Below are 16,366 nucleotides of genomic sequence, written 5' to 3'. Positions count from 1 at the left end.
GTCAAACCGTTGATTGGGTGGACCGCTGATTGGCGCATCAGATGCCCACAATAATTGTGATGGTTGCAGGATTGTTGTCGGTAAAATCATATTCCCGAAATAGATGATTTAAATTGTAAATTGTGCACTCTTCTACCGTTGCACTTTTTGCGCGAATGCAGGACAGCGGGCAAAACGCGCGAACTCCTGTCAGGAGACCCCCTATGTCAAAAACCCTGTTGACCACAGCTGTACTTACATTGGCCCTGTCCACTCAGACCCTTGCCGCTGGTGATCCCGAAAAGGGAAAGGCGATGTATAACCGCTGCTCGTCATGCCACGCGATCATCAAAGACGGAGAAGTTCTGGTCAAAGGCGGAATCACCGGGCCGAATCTCTACGGCGTCATCGGGCGAGTCGCCGGATCCGAGAATGACTACCGTTTTGGCAGCGAACGCCTGCCCATCGGCATGTTCACCGACGACATGATCCGCGCCGGTGAAGAAGGTCTGGTCTGGACCGAAGACAACATCGCCGCCTATTCCAAAGACCCCATCGGGTTCATCAAGGATTATCTCGACGATGACACCGCCCGCCCGAACATGAGCGTCAAGCTCAAGAAAGGTGCGGAAGATATCGCCGCGTATCTGGCCACGTTCAGCCAGTAACGCAGATGCGGCTGAGAATGCCTTAGCCCTGAGGGCGGGTGGCCACCATACTGGGTCGCTCGCCAAAATCCGCAAACCACTTGGCAAGCGCGTCATTGCCCTTGCGCCAACCCCGCGCATCATGGCGCAAATCCAGATAGCCCAGCGCACAGCCAACGGCGACCTGCCCCATATCCAACGGGCCCGACAAATGCGCCATCCAACGTTGGTTCAGCACGGCACAGGCCCGTTCAATCTTGACCCATTGCGACTCGATCCAAGCGTCCCATTTCTTGTCGTCGGGACGCAGGCGGTCTTCGTAGGTCATCAAAAGGGCTGCATCCAGAATGCCGTCAGCAAGCGCCTCAAGCGTCAGAACATCCCAGCGACCTGCGCCTTCGGGGTACAGCTTCCCTCCGGCACGGGCGTCCAGAAACGCACAAATCACCCGGCTGTCGAACAAGGTAGGTCCATCCGGACGCTCAAGCGCCGGAACTTTTGTCAACGGTGCCTTGCTGATCAAAGGCTCAGCCGGTGAGATCGGCGTTCCAGCCACGGTCTCCAGCTCGACATCGTCAAGCTGATCTGTTTCATGCAGCAAAACCATGACTTTGCGCACATAGGGCGAGGTCAGACTGTGATAGAGTTTCATCGGCAGGCTCCCTGTTTGCGCCGACCTTACAGGAGGTCCGCAAAAACGAAAGCCCACACTTCGCCGACGGCTAGGCGTTGCGCATCAACTCTTGCAGAACACTCAATTCGGACCCGATCCCTGACGCAATCTGTTCAGACGCCCGTGCACGGACATCATCGGGCTTGTTCTGGCTCAACTTCCACGTGCCCTGAACATCCTCGACCTGCATTCGGCAGGGCACAATCATCCGCATCATTTTGGTCAAAGCCTCTTCTGACATCTTGCCCGTGCCCCATGGCGGCTTGGGCAGCAGGCGTTCTTCATAAAAGGCCGATTGCCGGTTCAACAGCTCCAACAGCTCCTCTTGCGGGCGCAGTTCCAGTTGCCCGGTCAAATGCACGGCCACATAGTTCCAGGTTGGCACCTGATCCTCCACCTCATACCAATCAGGCGAGATATACCCATCCGGTCCCTGCACCGCGATCTTCACCGCTTTCGGCGTGCCCAAGGCGCGCACGATGGGATTTGAGCGAACAAGATGCAGCTCAGCCACCCTGCCGTCATCTGACAGAAGAAACGGCACATGGCTCAACAGCGGGGCACCATCTGTCGACAAGGCCAAAACGCCGAATCCTCGGTCACGTGCGAACGCAATATGGCGCGCGCGGTCCTCGGCGCGAAAGGCTGGGTTCGGGTGCATGGCAGTCCTCCTGCCAAATCTCTTGCAGAGCAGGCCCAAGATATGCAAGGTCCGTCTTGTTCTCAGGGCGGGGCGAAATTCCCCACCGGCGGTATGCGGGCGACGACCCGTAAGCCCGCGAGCGGCCCGTTGGCGACCACGATCCGAAAAACGGCAAACGGTTTTCGGACAAAGTGTGGAATCGCCAAAGGGTGTCAAGCAGATCTGGTGAGATGCCAGAGCCGACGGTTACAGTCCGGATGAAAGAGAACGTGCAAGTAGCGCCGCCCAGCGGTGTGCTTGCCCGTGATCGCCTTGGGTGACGTGTCTGTTACGAAAGGAGATCATGATGACACACACCCGCTACGCTTTTATCAAAGCCAACTGGCATTCCGATATCGTTGACCGCGCGCTTGACGGCTTCCTCGAACTCATCCCCGCCGAGCAGGTCGATGTCTTCGACGTCCCGGGCGCGTTCGAAATGCCCCTATTGGCCCGCGACCTGGCCCAAACCGGCAAATACGCCGCCGTGGCGTGCGCCGCGTTCGTTGTGGACGGTGGCATTTACCGCCACGATTTCGTCGCGCAAGCTGTCGTTGATGGCCTGATGCGCGCCGGACTGGACACGGGTGTACCCGTCCTGTCGGTCTCGCTGACACCGCACCAGTATCAGGAAACCGACCATCACAACGCGATCTACCGCGACCATTTCGTTCAGAAAGGGCGCGAAGCGGCTCAGGCCGCACTGATGATCACCGACACCCGCGCAAAAGTCGCGCAGGCCGCCTGAGCTTCATCTTTTCAAAAATACTCAAATGCGCCGCCCACCGGGCGGCGTTCACGTCCTCAAAGACCAAATCCGCTTGAGGCCGGGGGCCTTGCCCGCTAATCACGACCCGCAAAGGAGCACGCCCCATGTCGATGAACAGCTTTGGACACCTCTTCCGCGTCACCACCTGGGGCGAAAGTCATGGCCCTGCTTTGGGCGCAACGGTCGATGGCTGCCCCCCGGGCGTTGCGATCGACGAGGCGATGATCCAGCACTGGCTGGACAAGCGTAAACCGGGGCAGAACAAGTTCACCACTCAACGCCGCGAGCCCGATCAGGTTAAAATCCTGTCCGGCGTGTTCGAAGGTCAGACGACCGGCACCCCGGTGCAGCTGATGATCGAGAATACCGATCAACGCTCGAAAGACTACGGCGACATCATGGATAAGTTCCGCCCGGGCCACGCCGACATCACCTATTGGCAGAAATACGGCATCCGCGACTATCGCGGGGGCGGGCGCAGCTCAGCCCGGGAAACCGCATCCCGTGTTGCCGCCGGAGGGCTGGCGCGCGAGGCGATCAAACAGATCGCGCCGAATGTACAGATCACCGGCTACATGACGCAAATCGGACCGCATAAGATCGACCGTGCGAATTTCGACTGGTCTCAGATCGAGCAGAATCCATTCTGGACACCCGATGCACAAGCAGCCGAGGACTGGGCCGTGTATCTGGACGATCTGCGCAAATCCGGCAACTCGGTCGGCGCAGTGGTTGAGGTCGTTGCGCGCGGTGTCCCTGCAGGGATCGGAGCACCCGTTTATGCAAAGTTAGACACTGATCTGGCCGCTTCGATGATGTCGATCAACGCCGTCAAAGGAGTTGAGATCGGCGAAGGCATGGCCGCCGCCGAACTGACCGGCGAAGCCAACGCGGATGAGATCTTCATGGGTCAGAACGGCCCGCAATACAGCTCGAACCACGCGGGCGGCATTCTGGGCGGTATCTCAACCGGACAGGACATCGTGGTACGCTTTGCTGTAAAGCCTACGTCGTCGATCCTGACCACACGCAAAACGATCACCAAGTCGGGTGAAGAGACCGAGATCATCACCAAAGGCCGCCACGACCCCTGCGTCGGCATCCGCGCGGTTCCGGTGGGTGAGGCGATGATGGCCTGCGTGATTCTCGACCACTTGCTGCTGCACCGCGGTCAGATCGGAGAGAACCGTGGACGGATCGGCTGATCTGCGCACGCGACTGCGTGCGGTGGTCGCGCATCGCATGGAAACGGATCCAGCCCATGATCTGGCCCATCTGGATCGGGTGTGGACCAATGCTCAGGCCATCGCGGATGATCAAACCGATATGTCCGTTTTGCTGGCCGCAAGTTATCTGCACGATCTGGTAAATCTGGCCAAGGATGATCCAGACCGGCATTTGGCATCTCGCAAATCAGCGGTTGAATCAGAGCCTATTCTGAAGGATTTGGGGTATAATTCGATCCAGATCCGCGCCATCCAGCACGCAATCGAAGCGCATAGCTTCTCGGCCAATATTGCTCCAAAAACGGCCGAGGCACGCATCCTGCGCGATGCAGATCGGCTGGACGCCTTGGGAGCCATCGGTATTGCGCGCAACTTTTCCGTTTCCGGTGCTCTGGGGCGCACTTTGTATGACGCGACGGATCCCTTTGCGCAAAACCGGCCTTTGGACGACCTGCATTTCTCGCTCGACCATTGGAAAGTCAAACTGCTGGGGTTGCCGGGCGACATGCTGACCCAAACCGGTAGGCAGATCGCGGAGCAACGCACCGCGCGTATGATCCGGTTTCTTGAAGAATTCGCCGAGGAAATCGGCAATTCCCTGCCTCAATCCTGGGTGAATGACTAAACCCACCCGTTGATCTTTGCCCGCCAAAGGCGCAGGTTCGCGCCGATGACAAAACCCTTAACATCGCATCGACCTCTGCTGGCAGTGACGCTGAAACTGGGCGCGCTGTTCCTGTTCACGTCGATGTCCGCCTTGGTCAAAGCTTTATCGGATGAATTCCCACCGGGCCAATTGGTGTTCTTTCGGTCCCTGTTTGCGATTCCCGTCATCATCCTCTGGCTCATCGTGCGCGGTGAGTTGTCCAAGGGCTTTGTGGTCAAGAAACCCATGGGCCATTTCTGGCGCGGTGTTCTGGGCACCAGCGCCATGGGCCTTACTTTTACCGGCCTGAGCCTGCTGCCCCTGCCCGAGGTGACGGCAATTGGCTACGCCACACCGATCTTCACCCTGATTCTGGCCGCCGTGATGCTGGGCGAACGCATTCGTCTGATCCGTATCGGCGCGGTGGCTCTTGGTCTGCTGGGGGTCCTGATCATGATTTGGCCACGCCTGGGCACCACCCAGATGGAGGTCGCCGCAACCGTCGGCGCTCTGTGCGTTTTGGGGGCCACCATCGCGCGCGCCTTTGTGCAGATTCATATCCGGCAGCTTGTCAAAGTCGATCACCCGGCTGCGATCGTCTTCTATTTCTCGATGACTGCGACGCTGCTGTCGGCGCTGACCGCGTTCTGGGGATGGTCGATGCCAACGCTGAATCAGGCTCTAATACTGATCATGATGGGCCTCGTCGGCGGGGTTGCGCAGATTTTAGTGACGTCTTCTTATCGCTTTGGTCAGGCTTCGATGCTGGCACCTTATGACTATGCGACCATGCTGTTTGCGATTGTGATCGGCTATGTCTGGTTCGACGAACTGCCAACGCTTGCAATCCTGATTGGGGCCGCTTTGGTCATCGCAGGCAATGTCGTTGTGATCTGGCGCGAACACCAGTTGGGGCTCGAGCGGGGCAAAGCCCGGTCGGTCACAGACCCCAAAGCGTGACTTTACCTTTTGTAATCTTCCCCTAGGTTGGGCCGGACAATCAAAGAGGTTCCCCCATGAGCGACGCGCAGGATCACAAGGAAAAGATGCAAAAGGTGCAGGCCAAGCACCGCAAGAAAGTGTCCGAGGCGTTGGACCCTGGCCGCGGTCTGGTTCTGATCAACACCGGTAAGGGCAAGGGTAAATCCTCGGCTGCCTTTGGCGTCGTCATTCGCGCCCTGGGTTGGGGCCAGAAGGTTGCTGTGGTGCAGTTCATCAAGGGCAAATGGAAAACCGGCGAGCGCCGCTTTTTTGAAGAACGCGATCTGGTGACGTGGCACACAATGGGTGAAGGTTTTACGTGGGACACGCAGGATCGTGAGCGCGACATCGCCGCAGCAAACGCGGCTTTCGACAAGGCGTGCGCACTGATGTCCAGCGGCGAATACGATCTGGTCGTGCTGGACGAGATCAACATTGCCTTGCGGTACGAGTACCTGTCAGCAGATCAGGTCATCGACGGCCTGAACGCGCGTTCGGACAAGACCAGCGTATTTCTGACAGGCCGCGACGCGCCCCAAGCGCTGCGTGATTACGCCGACCTGGTTACTGAGATGACCGAAGAAAAGCACCCGTTCCAAGCGGGGATCAAGGCGCAGCGCGGCGTGGATTTTTGATATGTGACTGACGCGGGCCTTCGGGCCTGCTTCGTTCAGCCAAAACGGCTCAGCGTTGTTTCAACAATCTGTCGAATCGAAGCGCGAGGGGTAAGATCGCCGACCCTCGAACGAGTAGGCTGTTTTACCTCGGGATGGTCGCGGCGCGGCTTTTGGCAGTCGACATAGGCGCAATAATCTCCGTCGCAACACGTGCATCCACACGTGGTCAACGCATCATGGCGCGCCATAATCTCATCTAGTGACTCGCTCATTTCGGCCTCGCTCTGTTTAGACAGATTCGTTTCCGGAGCGGTGGCAAGCTATCACTATGATTATGCTAAGCCCGCAAACCGCCCCGAAACCATGAGCTTGATGGTACAACATCTGGCGTTGCACATAATCTGACTATTTATGTCGGGATTTTCAAGTCGAAAAACACCCCGAGGATCGCTCGGGGTGCAAACACGTCCTTACAGGAAATCAAAGCGCGCGATTCTGTGGGTCCAACGTAACCGACCAGAGTTCGGTATCTGCTCGGTCCATCAGCCGAACCGTCATCTGTTCCGTCGCGCCGTCAATGTCCACCAGACCAAAGAATTGCAGACCTTCGCTGGGCGGCAGGTTCACCCCCTGCCCTTCGGCGGGTGCTTTGACATATTTGACCTCGGGTCCAAATGTGCCGTCCAGAGCGTTTGGTCCAAATGTCCCTGCGTGCAGCGGACCTGAAACAAACTCCCAAAACGGTTCAAAATCCTGGAATTGGGCTTTGTTAGGGTCATAATAGTGCGCGGCGGTGTAATGAACATCAGCCGTGAACCAGACCGTGTTGGTAATGCCAGCCGTCTTGATGAAACGTAGCAGATCAGCGATCTCCAACTCGCGCCCCTTGGCTGGTCCGCTATCGCCGTTCGAGATCGCCTCTGCTCCGGCCTGTTCCTTCCAGTTGTCCCAGACGATCAATCCGATTGGCATGTCCGAGGCAATCACCTTCCAGGTCGCTTGCGATCCTGCCAGCTCTTGCTTGAGCCATGCCAGTTGTTCCGCGCCCAGAATGCGGGACTGATCCGTGATTTCATCCTCCATCGACGGTCCGTTCGGCCCCCGATAGCTGCGCAGGTCCAGAAAGAAGACATCCAGCATCGGACCATAGGAGATCTTACGATACACACGCCCGGGCTCTGCCGGAGTAATGCGCAACGGTGTCATCTCATGGAAAGCACGTCCGGCGCGGGACTGAAGAACATGCACCGACTTCTCGGTATACCGGTCATCGGAAATCAGATCCTTTTCATCGGACCAGTTGTTCACAACCTCATGGTCATCCCACTGGAAAAAGGTTGGACAAACGGCATTCATGGCCCGCACATGCTCGTCCATCATATTGTATTTCCACTGGGCGCGGAATTCGTCCAGCGTTTCGGCCACCTTGCGTTTCTCGTCGATCAGAGTTGTGTTCTTCCAGATCAGCTGTCCGTCTTTCTCGACCTCATCCGTCATGGGACCGTCGGCATAGACAGTATCGCCAGAATGGATAAAAAAGTCCGGCTTGTGCTGCGCCATGGTCGCGTAGGTGCGCATACCTTCGTCATCAATACCCCATCCCTGACCGGCAGTGTCGCCTGACCAGGCAAACCGAATGTTGCGGCGCGAGGTCGGTGCAGTGCGGAATTGCCCAATAATAGGCTCTGATACAGTGTTGATGTCACTCAGATCAGCGGCGACAAATCGGTAGAAAATATCCTGATCCGACGGAAGTCCTTCGATCAGACGTTTCACTGCAAAATCGCTGTTGGGGATGGCATCCATCGGCGGGAGTGTGCGGGCGTCTGCGAAACTTTCTGTGGTAGATACTTCCATCATCACGCGGGACGGGCGATCCGTACGGGTCCAGATCATGCCCGATGTCGTATCAACGTCACCAGACTGAACGCCGTGTGTGAACACGGGGCGCGATCCGGCGCGGCTGATGGCTGGCATGGCCACAGAAGCGGCAAAGGCAGTGCTGCCTGCCAGAAACGAACGACGGTTTGGACGTAAGATCTTGGTCATAGTGAGGCTCTCCTGTCTGGTGATCGATTCTCCGACCACGCGATTGGTGCGCCGATATGAACCGCCAGTTTGTAAAACCCGCGGCTCAGTTTCTTGACAGTATCATGATGATACCATGACAGATGTGGATAACGTCGTCAGGCAGCGACGTCCTGTTCGGGCGCGCTGAGTGAGATGACCAGCACCACAGCCGCACCGTTCAGCCAGTAAAACGCCGCATCTATTCCCGTGAAGCCAAAGAAGCTGGGTGCAAACAGAAAGGTGACGCCAACAAGCAAATCCACCGCCAGGTGAAACCTGTAGGGCAGAACCTGCCAGATCCCCAGATGGTGATCGGTCAGAACCGTCAGGACAAAGGCGGCCACCCCGGTCGCAACAGACAACCACAGGGCCAGCGGGTTGAACTGACCCAGCCCCAGAAGAAACGGCAAGGTCATCAGGGCAACGGCGACCGGGTAATCCAGATACGCGTGGACAGAGCGGGTGACAAAACGCAGGGACATAAGATTTTCCTTTCCTCAATCAGTGATGAAAGGAAGCTAACCTGGCGATCCCGAACGCTGAATTCCTGATCGTTTCTGACTTCATGCAGATCGTTCAGAAATATCGGTGTATCAGTGCATCGCCCTGTATGCAGCCGGTGACAGACCAACCTGCTTTTTGAAGACGCGCGAGAACGCGGCTTCCGAGGCGTATCCGACTTCGGCCGCGGCATCAGCCACGTTCCAGCGTGCCTCGGTCAGACCATGGCAGGCGATCTGCATGCGCCAGTCAGTGAGATACTGCATCGGCGTTGTTCCCATTTTCTCGGCAAAAAGCTGAGCAAAGGCAGTGCGTGACATACCCGCCTCTCGCGCCAAAGATGCGACGCTCCAATCCTCAGCCGGGGCTTGGTGGAACGCGGTCAACGCCCGCGAGATGCGCAAATCGGCAAACCCGGCCAAAGCCGAATCCTGTGGACTCTGGCGTTCAAGGTAAACCCGGACTGCCTGCGCAAACAGAACTTCGGACAATTTCATCGCAATCAGGTCGCCGCCAATTTTCGCGCCGGAAACCTCGGAACCGATCATGCGCAGAGTTGCTTCCATCCAGGCCCCGGCCTCTTCGCCGTAGTTTTCGATCAGGATGTAGGGCGGTAAACGGTCGATCAGCATATGACCAGTGCCCTTCCGCCCGGCAGGACCTGTGAAAGAGAAATGACCGCAGATCAGCTGCGTATCGCGTTCGTCGTCGGGACCGCCGAAAACCAGCACACCGTCGCCTGTGTAGCCAGCCACTTCCAGCACCTGTTCCAAAGGCAAGGCATCCAATGGCTTGACCTCGGCACAGAGCAACGCGTGCGGTGCGCCGTGGGGGATCAGGATCAAGTCACCCTGCCGCAGCCGAAGAGTCTCGCCAGTCGTTGAGACATGCACCTTAAGCTCACCGCGCTGCACAAAATGGAACCGCGCCACGTTTTCGTAGGCCGGCACCTGAATGCCGAAAGGCGGTGTGAAAGATGTGCGGAAATAGAACGTGCCACGCAGGGACAGGCGCGTGAGAATATCGCTGAGCAGATCCAACATGCGCCAAAGATACGCGATATGTGCAGATCGTCCAGCCTACCGGACGATTTGCACGAAGATTTGCACGTCCTGCAAAGAATACCCCCGCCGAAGCGGGGGTTTGAAAGCTTACGAGCGAACCAGCTTTTCGTAGTCTTCCGCTATCTCGCGGGTCAGGTCGCCCACCTCAAAGGTGTATTCACCGATTTGCCCGACCGGAGTGACCTCGGCAGCGGTACCGGTCAGCCAGCATTGTTCGAAATCAGCCATCTCTTCTGGATTGATGCGGCGTTCATGCACGGTGATGCCCTTGTCTTTTAGCATCTGAATGACTGTCTGACGCGTGATGCCATTCAGGAAGCAATCGGCCAGGGGTGTGTGAACCTCTCCATCTTTGACGAAAAACACGTTCGCACCGGTCGCTTCGGCCACGTACCCGCGCCAGTCCATGAACAAGGCATCCGAGCATCCCTTGGCTTCGGCTTTGTGCTTCGAGATGGTGCAGATCATGTAAAGACCTGCGGCCTTGGCGTGAACCGGAATTGTTTCAGGGCTGGGGCGTTTCCATTCGGCAATGTCCAGCTTTGCGCCCTGCATCTTGGCATCGCCGTAATAAGCGCCCCAAGGCCAAACCGCGACAGCCATGCGCACCGGGTTCTTCGCCGACGCCACTCCCATGTCTTCGCCCGAGCCGCGCCAGACCAGGGCACGTACATAGGCGTCTTGCAGACCGCTGGCTTTCAGCGCTTCTTCCTTCGCGGCTTCGATTTCATCGACCGAATAGGGAATCGGCATATCCAGCGCTTCGGCTGAAGCGATCAGACGCTCGGAATGTTCGCGGCTTTTGAAGATCTTGCCGTTATAGGCGCGTTCACCCTCGAACACGGAAGACGCATAATGCATTGCGTGGGTCAGAATGTGCACATTGGCCTCACGCCAGGGCACCAGCTTGCCATCCAACCAAATGGTGCCATCACGATCATCATACCCCGCCATGCGAAACCTCCTGAACCGGGTTGAATTTGCGATTATTGCGCCACTTAGGTCCGATACGGACATAATCTTGCGCAAAAACTGCGATTCGATACCGCTCTGCCCTTGGAATGTCAATAAGGCTGACATAAACTCGGCCCCGAGTAACAAATGAGGCGTACCATGTCCGACATCCGCCCTGCCCCGCGTTACGGGGGCGAGAGCTTGTTGTTTTTGACCGATGAGCAATTGCGACAGGGGATTGAGGCCATGTTCTTCGCCTATCGCGGATTTACCGCAGATCCTGACCGCATCCTGACCGAAATGGCCTATGGCCGCGCCCATCACCGGGCGATCCATTTCATCAACCGCGCGCCGGGCACGACGGTCAACAACTTGTTAGCGATCCTTGGTGTCACAAAACAGTCTCTAAACAGGGTTTTGCGCACCTTGATCGAAGATGGTCTGGTGGAAAGCCGCGTTGGCACAGTGGACAAACGTGAACGCCACCTATTTCTGACAGAGAAGGGGCAAGCGCTGGAAACCACGCTGTCCGACGCGCAGCGTGCCCGAATGCGCGCGGCCTACAAGGATGCCGGCCCCGAAGCCGTGGCCGGATTTCGCAAAGTGCTTGAAGCAATGATGGATGCTGATATGCGTCATGCCTATACGAAACTTCGGGATGCGACCTCATGAGCGATATGGATGCCCATCTGCTGATTGTTGACGATGACGAGCGCATTCGCGACCTGCTGAAGAAATTCCTGATGCGAAACGGGTTCCTGGTGACGGCGGCGCGCGATGCGGCGCATGCCCGGCGGGTATTGTCGGGTTTGGATTTCGATATGATCATCCTGGACGTGATGATGCCCGGAGAAGACGGTGTCAGCCTGACAAGATCCCTGCGTGAGACTCACAGCACGCCCATCCTTTTGCTGACGGCCAAAGGGGAAACGGAACACCGTATTGCGGGGCTCGAGGCCGGGGCGGATGATTATCTGGCAAAACCGTTCGAGCCCAAAGAGTTGCTGCTGCGGATCAACGCCATTCTGCGCCGGATGCCAGAAACACCTGCCGAGGAAACAGCGGCGAAGATCCTCAACCTTGGCCCGATCCGCTACGACATTGAACGGGGTGAGATGTGGCAGGGCGAAGATCCGGTGCGTCTGACCGCGACGGAAAGCCAGTTGATGAAAATCTTCTCGGCCCAGCCCGGCGAACCGATCAGCCGCGCGAAGCTGGTCGAGGATCTGGGGCGCGACAAGGGCCAAGCGCAGGAACGCGCAGTGGACGTGCAGATCACGCGCCTGCGGCGTAAAATCGAGCAGGACCCGAAACAGCCCAGATACCTGCAAACAGTCCGAGGCGCAGGCTATATGCTGGCGCCCGATTAAGCTTGCCGCTGCGCGGCGGTTTTATGCCTTCGGCGAAGGTATTTGTAGCCAGATGAACAGGGGACCCCAATGACAACTGCCCTTTTGACCCATGCCGATTGTCTGGGCCATGTGACACCCGAGGGTCACCCCGAACGGGTGGCGCGGCTGGAACATATCCTGCACGCCTTGGAAGGGTTAGACCTTAAAAGGGTAACAGCGCCATTGGCGGCAGATGACGATCTGCTGCGGGTGCATCCGGAAGGTTACATTCGCGATATTCGATCCACGCGCCCGTCAGATGGGTTTGCGCAGATTGACGGGGATACGTTCATGTCGCCGGGCTCGGTAGACGCCGCCTATCGTGCTGCGGGGGCTGTTGTTCGGGCGGTCGATCTAGTGCTGAGCGGAGATGTGTCGAACGCGTTCTGCGCCATTCGTCCACCGGGGCACCATGCGGAAACAGACACTGCAATGGGGTTTTGCCTGTTTGGCAATGCAGCGTTGGCCGCGAAACATGCGCTGGACCACCACGGGCTGAACCGGGTCGCTGTTGTCGATTTTGATGTCCATCACGGCAATGGCACGCAGGATTTGCTGTGGGATGAAGCGCGCGCGCTGGTGATCACCAGCCAGCAAATGCCCCTTTGGCCCGGCTCGGGACGCCCGGATGAGACGGGGGTTCACGACACGGTTCTGAATATTCCTCTGGCGCCGGGCAGCGGCGGGGCTGAGATGCGCGCAGCGTACGAGTCTCAGGCGTTTCCACGGTTGCGGGCGTTCAACCCCGATCTGATCATTATTTCCGCCGGATTCGACGCCCATCAGGACGACCCGCTGGCCAATCTGAACTGGTCCACCGGTGACTTTGCGTGGATCACTGCCGAGCTGTGCAAGATTGCCGACGAGGTTTGTGACGGTCGTATCGTCTCGACTCTGGAAGGCGGGTATGATCTGAACGCGTTGGCCGCGGCCACACGCGCCCATGTGGAAGAATTGATGAAGGCAGCACGATGACCGATACCCCAGTTGAGCAGATGACATTCGAGCAGGCCATGAAAGAGCTGGAAGCCGTTGTGGGCCAGCTTGAACGCGGCGACGTGGCGTTGGATCAGTCGATCGCGCTGTATGAACGCGGTGCGGCCCTGAAGAAACGGTGCGAGGACGAGTTGAAGCGGGCTGAAGAGAAAGTGGCCGCAATCACTCTGGATGCCACGGGGCAACCCACCGGGACCACACCTGTCGACGGTCAGTAAATGTTTCGCGAAAGACTGGCTCAAGATGCAGCGCGTATTCAGGCGCATTTTGACCTGATTCTTGGTGCTCTGGAAGATATCGACGTCACGCGAGCCATGGCTTACGCCACAGAAGGCGGCAAACGGTTGCGCGGGTTTCTGGTGCTGGAAAGCGCGCGTTTGCATGGTGTGGTTGAGGCCCGCGCGATCTGGCCAGCCACGGGGATCGAGGCGCTGCACGCTTATTCTTTGGTCCATGACGACCTGCCCTGCATGGATGATGACGATCTGCGTCGGGGACGACCCACTGTTCACATAAAGTGGAACGAAGGGATCGGGGTGCTGGCCGGTGATGCGTTGCAATCTCTGGCGTTTGAGCTGTGCACACGACCCGAGGTCGGAGACGCGCAAATTCGTGCAGAATTGGCTCTGACTCTGGCCCAAGCCAGCGGGGCGCAGGGTATGGTTCTGGGTCAGGCGCTGGATATCGCAGCCGAAACCGCTGCTGCGCCTTTGACGCTGGAACAAATCACCCGGTTGCAGGCGGGCAAAACAGGTGCGTTGATCGAATGGTCTGCATGTGCGGGTGCGCGGCTGGCGCAGGCCGATCCGGCGCCTCTGCGCGATTATGCCCAAGCTCTTGGACTTGCCTTTCAAATTGCTGACGACATTTTGGATGTTGAAGGTGATGTCCAAAAGGCAGGCAAACGGCTGCAGAAGGACGCCGACGCGGGCAAGGCGACCTTTGTTTCGCTTTTGGGTCTTGAGGCGGCCAAATCCCGCGCGACAGAGCTGGTGGAAACAGCCTGTGCTGCGTTGGACGGGTACGGTGCGTCAGCAGAAACCTTGAAGGACGCCGCCCGCTTCGTTATTGCCCGGGACAGCTAAGCCAGGAACGCGCCATATGTCTGACCGACCAAATACGCCCTTGCTGGACCTTGTGAACCGCCCTGCGGATCTCAAGCAGTTTTCGGACGCGCAGTTGCAACAGGTGGCGCAGGAATTACGGTCCGAGACGATCTCGGCCGTGTCCGTGACGGGCGGGCACCTTGGGGCTGGTCTGGGCGTGGTTGAACTGACGACGGCGCTGCACGCAGTATTCGATACGCCGCGCGACAAGATCATCTGGGACGTGGGCCATCAGTGCTATCCGCACAAGATCCTGACCGAACGGCGCGACCGTATCCGCACCTTGCGGATGAAGGATGGGTTGAGTGGTTTTACGAAACGCAGCGAAAGCCCCTATGACCCGTTCGGCGCAGCACATTCCAGCACTTCGATCAGCGCGGCACTTGGTTTTGCCGTGGCGCGCGATCTGGGCGGTGTCACACCCGAAGGTCTGGGCGATGCGATTGCTGTGATCGGCGATGGCTCAATGTCCGCAGGCATGGCGTTTGAAGCGATGAACAACGCGGGCCATCTGGGCAAGCGACTGATCGTCATTCTGAACGACAACGAGATGAGCATTGCGCCACCTGTGGGCGCGTTGTCCAACTATCTGTCCCGCATATACGCGGAAGAACCGTTCCACGATCTGAAAGCCGCAGCAAAAGGCGCGGTTTCGCTGCTGCCCGAGCCTTTCCGCGAAGGGGCCAAACGCGCCAAGGAAATTCTGAAAGGTATGGCCGTCGGCGGCACGTTGTTCGAAGAGCTTGGCTTTTCTTACGTCGGCCCCATCGATGGTCATGATCTGGACCAATTGCTGCCGGTGTTGCGGACCGTCAAGGCGCGGGCGACCGGCCCGATCCTGATCCATGTTCTGACGAAAAAAGGCAAAGGATACGGTCCGGCCGAGCAAGCCCGCGACAAGGGGCACGCAACAGCCAAATTTGATGTGATGACCGGTGAACAGAAAAAGGCACCGTCCAACGCGCCGTCTTATACCTCTGTTTTTGGCAAGACACTGGTGGAAGAGGCCGCCCGCGACGACAAGATCGTTGCCGTGACCGCCGCCATGCCAGACGGTACCGGTCTGAACCTGTTTGCCGAACGCTACCCGTCGCGCTGTTTCGATGTTGCGATCGCCGAGCAGCACGGGGTGACATTTTCCGCAGCGCTTGCTGCGGGCGGGATGAAACCGTTCTGCGCCATGTATTCAACGTTCCTGCAGCGCGGTTATGATCAGGTGGTCCATGATGTGGCGATCCAGCGCTTGCCGGTTCGCTTCGCCATTGACCGCGCAGGCTTGGTGGGTGCCGACGGGGCCACCCATGCCGGATCGTTCGATATCGCGTATTTGGCCAACCTTCCGGGCATGGTTGTCATGGCCGCCGCAGACGAAGCTGAGCTGATGCACATGGTGGCCACCGCTGTTGCGCATGACGACGGGCCAATTGCCTTCCGCTACCCGCGTGGTGAAGGTGTTGGCGTCGACCTGCCAGAGCGGGGTGAGGTGCTTGAGATCGGCAAAGGTCGCATGATCCAGAAAGGCGCGCGCGTGGTCTTGCTGTCTTTCGGAACCCGATTGTCTGAGGTTCAAAAAGCCGCCGAATCCCTTGCTGGCAAAGGCATCACGCCAACCATTGCCGACGCCCGCTTTGCCAAACCTCTGGACCGCGACCTGATTTTGGATCTGGCCGCCAACCATGAGGCTCTGATCACCATTGAAGAAGGCGCGATTGGCGGCTTTGGCAGCCATGTCGCACAGCTTTTGTCGGAGGAAGGCGTTTTTGATCAAGGGCTGAAATACCGCTCGATGGTTTTGCCCGACACCTTCATCGATCAGGCCAGCCCAGCGGACATGTATGCCGTGGCCGGCATGAATGCCGAACAGATCGAAGCCAAGGTTCTGGACGTTTTGGGCGTTGCATCAATCGGGGAAAAGCGCGCCTGAGCGGCGCATTGATCCGATGGTTTCTTCCGGCGCGCTTGGGATCCGAGCGATGAGGATTGTGCCGAATTGAAGTGTTCTTGGTAAAAGGAACGTGGGCACTCCCGCTTCGTTAGCCGATATAGCTTCTCTGTACATAAACA

The 16,366-nt window shown here is 58.0% G+C and carries 18 protein-coding genes and 1 riboswitch; of the genes, 12 read left to right on the top strand and 6 right to left on the bottom strand.

Annotated elements, in window-relative coordinates; translation table 11 throughout:
- Nucleotides 1–203: 203 nt before the first annotated feature.
- Nucleotides 204–647 carry a c-type cytochrome gene (locus AC2FNU_RS00400; RefSeq protein WP_496784174.1) on the top strand — a complete coding sequence of 148 codons (444 nt, stop codon included), beginning with the start codon at nt 204–206 and terminating at the stop codon, nt 645–647.
- Between the two features lie 22 nt (nt 648–669).
- Here the strand turns inward: AC2FNU_RS00400 and AC2FNU_RS00395 are convergent, their stop codons facing one another.
- Both AC2FNU_RS00395 and AC2FNU_RS00390 read right to left on the bottom strand, forming a co-directional pair.
- The gene (locus tag AC2FNU_RS00395; RefSeq protein WP_496784173.1) at nt 670–1,278 is read right to left on the bottom strand and encodes a glutathione S-transferase; all 609 of its coding nucleotides are present in this window, start codon (nt 1,276–1,278) and stop codon (nt 670–672) included.
- 70 nt (nt 1,279–1,348) lie between these two features.
- Nucleotides 1,349–1,960 (bottom strand): FMN-binding negative transcriptional regulator, encoded by a 612-nt coding sequence (locus AC2FNU_RS00390; protein ID WP_496784172.1) that lies wholly within the window; start codon nt 1,958–1,960, stop codon nt 1,349–1,351.
- A 54-nt stretch (nt 1,961–2,014) separates the two neighbouring features.
- Nucleotides 2,015–2,215: riboswitch (FMN riboswitch) on the top strand.
- 73 nt (nt 2,216–2,288) lie between these two features.
- On the opposite strand from AC2FNU_RS00390, the gene AC2FNU_RS00385 reads away from it, so the two are divergent.
- The 5 genes from AC2FNU_RS00385 to cobO all read left to right on the top strand — a co-directional run bounded on the left by AC2FNU_RS00385 (nt 2,289) and on the right by cobO (nt 6,238).
- Nucleotides 2,289–2,729: a 6,7-dimethyl-8-ribityllumazine synthase gene (locus AC2FNU_RS00385; RefSeq protein ID WP_496784171.1), complete on the top strand. Its 441-nt coding sequence runs from the start codon at nt 2,289–2,291 to the stop codon at nt 2,727–2,729.
- A gap of 125 nt (nt 2,730–2,854) precedes the next feature.
- Entirely contained in the window at nt 2,855–3,955 is a 1,101-nt protein-coding gene (gene aroC, locus AC2FNU_RS00380) for a chorismate synthase (protein WP_496784170.1), read from the top strand.
- Nucleotides 3,939–4,601 (top strand): HD domain-containing protein, encoded by a 663-nt coding sequence (locus AC2FNU_RS00375; RefSeq protein WP_496784169.1) that lies wholly within the window; start codon nt 3,939–3,941, stop codon nt 4,599–4,601. The genes aroC and AC2FNU_RS00375 overlap by 17 nt, the downstream gene beginning before the upstream one ends.
- A gap of 45 nt (nt 4,602–4,646) precedes the next feature.
- Nucleotides 4,647–5,582 (top strand): DMT family transporter, encoded by a 936-nt coding sequence (locus tag AC2FNU_RS00370; protein WP_496784168.1) that lies wholly within the window; start codon nt 4,647–4,649, stop codon nt 5,580–5,582.
- A 56-nt stretch (nt 5,583–5,638) separates the two neighbouring features.
- Entirely contained in the window at nt 5,639–6,238 is a 600-nt protein-coding gene (gene cobO / locus AC2FNU_RS00365; protein ID WP_496784167.1) for a cob(I)yrinic acid a,c-diamide adenosyltransferase, read from the top strand.
- Between the two features lie 462 nt (nt 6,239–6,700).
- On the opposite strand, the gene AC2FNU_RS00360 is transcribed toward cobO, so the two are convergent.
- The 4 genes from AC2FNU_RS00360 to AC2FNU_RS00345 all read right to left on the bottom strand — a co-directional run bounded on the left by AC2FNU_RS00360 (nt 6,701) and on the right by AC2FNU_RS00345 (nt 10,809).
- Complete coding sequence (locus AC2FNU_RS00360) at nt 6,701–8,269, bottom strand: alkaline phosphatase D family protein (protein ID WP_496784166.1); 1,569 nt, start codon at nt 8,267–8,269, stop codon at nt 6,701–6,703.
- 137 nt (nt 8,270–8,406) lie between these two features.
- Nucleotides 8,407–8,772 carry a hypothetical protein gene (locus AC2FNU_RS00355; protein ID WP_496784165.1) on the bottom strand — a complete coding sequence of 122 codons (366 nt, stop codon included), beginning with the start codon at nt 8,770–8,772 and terminating at the stop codon, nt 8,407–8,409.
- Between the two features lie 111 nt (nt 8,773–8,883).
- On the bottom strand, nt 8,884–9,834 hold the full coding sequence (locus tag AC2FNU_RS00350) for an AraC family transcriptional regulator (protein ID WP_496784164.1): 951 nt from the start codon (nt 9,832–9,834) through the stop codon (nt 8,884–8,886).
- A gap of 108 nt (nt 9,835–9,942) precedes the next feature.
- Nucleotides 9,943–10,809 carry a branched-chain amino acid aminotransferase gene (locus tag AC2FNU_RS00345; RefSeq protein WP_496784163.1) on the bottom strand — a complete coding sequence of 289 codons (867 nt, stop codon included), beginning with the start codon at nt 10,807–10,809 and terminating at the stop codon, nt 9,943–9,945.
- A 159-nt stretch (nt 10,810–10,968) separates the two neighbouring features.
- Here AC2FNU_RS00345 and AC2FNU_RS00340 point away from each other — a divergent pair, with 159 nt between their 5' ends.
- The 6 genes from AC2FNU_RS00340 (at nt 10,969) to dxs (ending at nt 16,226) form a co-directional block, all read left to right on the top strand.
- Entirely contained in the window at nt 10,969–11,481 is a 513-nt protein-coding gene (locus tag AC2FNU_RS00340; protein WP_496784162.1) for a MarR family winged helix-turn-helix transcriptional regulator, read from the top strand.
- Nucleotides 11,478–12,179 (top strand): response regulator, encoded by a 702-nt coding sequence (locus AC2FNU_RS00335; RefSeq protein WP_496784161.1) that lies wholly within the window; start codon nt 11,478–11,480, stop codon nt 12,177–12,179. Before AC2FNU_RS00340 ends, AC2FNU_RS00335 begins: the two co-directional genes overlap by 4 nt.
- Before the next feature lie 69 nt (nt 12,180–12,248).
- Complete coding sequence (locus AC2FNU_RS00330) at nt 12,249–13,175, top strand: histone deacetylase family protein (RefSeq protein ID WP_496784160.1); 927 nt, start codon at nt 12,249–12,251, stop codon at nt 13,173–13,175.
- Nucleotides 13,172–13,414, top strand: a complete 243-nt coding sequence (locus AC2FNU_RS00325; RefSeq protein ID WP_171092993.1) for an exodeoxyribonuclease VII small subunit — start codon at nt 13,172–13,174, stop codon at nt 13,412–13,414. The genes AC2FNU_RS00330 and AC2FNU_RS00325 overlap by 4 nt, the downstream gene beginning before the upstream one ends.
- Nucleotides 13,415–14,281, top strand: coding sequence for a polyprenyl synthetase family protein (locus AC2FNU_RS00320; protein ID WP_496784159.1), 867 nt, complete (start codon nt 13,415–13,417; stop codon nt 14,279–14,281).
- A gap of 16 nt (nt 14,282–14,297) precedes the next feature.
- Nucleotides 14,298–16,226 (top strand): 1-deoxy-D-xylulose-5-phosphate synthase, encoded by a 1,929-nt coding sequence (dxs, locus tag AC2FNU_RS00315; RefSeq protein ID WP_496784158.1) that lies wholly within the window; start codon nt 14,298–14,300, stop codon nt 16,224–16,226.
- Nucleotides 16,227–16,366 lie beyond the last annotated feature (140 nt).

It is taken from the genome of Ruegeria sp. BHSB064, from assembly GCF_059613205.1.
Note: the sequence above shows the minus strand (reverse complement) of the source record. Positions and strands in the feature narration are given on the sequence as shown.

Coding starts and splice junctions, on each gene's coding strand:
- AC2FNU_RS00390 (WP_496784172.1), bottom strand. CDS start 1,960: ATGCACCCGAACCCAGCCTTTCGCGCCGAGGACCGCGCGCGCCATATT.
- AC2FNU_RS00340 (WP_496784162.1), top strand. CDS start 10,969: ATGTCCGACATCCGCCCTGCCCCGCGTTACGGGGGCGAGAGCTTGTTG.
- AC2FNU_RS00330 (WP_496784160.1), top strand. CDS start 12,249: ATGACAACTGCCCTTTTGACCCATGCCGATTGTCTGGGCCATGTGACA.
- AC2FNU_RS00400 (WP_496784174.1), top strand. CDS start 204: ATGTCAAAAACCCTGTTGACCACAGCTGTACTTACATTGGCCCTGTCC.
- AC2FNU_RS00345 (WP_496784163.1), bottom strand. CDS start 10,809: ATGGCGGGGTATGATGATCGTGATGGCACCATTTGGTTGGATGGCAAG.
- AC2FNU_RS00370 (WP_496784168.1), top strand. CDS start 4,647: ATGACAAAACCCTTAACATCGCATCGACCTCTGCTGGCAGTGACGCTG.
- dxs (WP_496784158.1), top strand. CDS start 14,298: ATGTCTGACCGACCAAATACGCCCTTGCTGGACCTTGTGAACCGCCCT.
- AC2FNU_RS00325 (WP_171092993.1), top strand. CDS start 13,172: ATGACCGATACCCCAGTTGAGCAGATGACATTCGAGCAGGCCATGAAA.
- cobO (WP_496784167.1), top strand. CDS start 5,639: ATGAGCGACGCGCAGGATCACAAGGAAAAGATGCAAAAGGTGCAGGCC.
- AC2FNU_RS00385 (WP_496784171.1), top strand. CDS start 2,289: ATGACACACACCCGCTACGCTTTTATCAAAGCCAACTGGCATTCCGAT.
- AC2FNU_RS00335 (WP_496784161.1), top strand. CDS start 11,478: ATGAGCGATATGGATGCCCATCTGCTGATTGTTGACGATGACGAGCGC.
- AC2FNU_RS00395 (WP_496784173.1), bottom strand. CDS start 1,278: ATGAAACTCTATCACAGTCTGACCTCGCCCTATGTGCGCAAAGTCATG.
- AC2FNU_RS00320 (WP_496784159.1), top strand. CDS start 13,415: ATGTTTCGCGAAAGACTGGCTCAAGATGCAGCGCGTATTCAGGCGCAT.
- AC2FNU_RS00355 (WP_496784165.1), bottom strand. CDS start 8,772: ATGTCCCTGCGTTTTGTCACCCGCTCTGTCCACGCGTATCTGGATTAC.
- AC2FNU_RS00350 (WP_496784164.1), bottom strand. CDS start 9,834: ATGTTGGATCTGCTCAGCGATATTCTCACGCGCCTGTCCCTGCGTGGC.
- AC2FNU_RS00360 (WP_496784166.1), bottom strand. CDS start 8,269: ATGACCAAGATCTTACGTCCAAACCGTCGTTCGTTTCTGGCAGGCAGC.
- aroC (WP_496784170.1), top strand. CDS start 2,855: ATGTCGATGAACAGCTTTGGACACCTCTTCCGCGTCACCACCTGGGGC.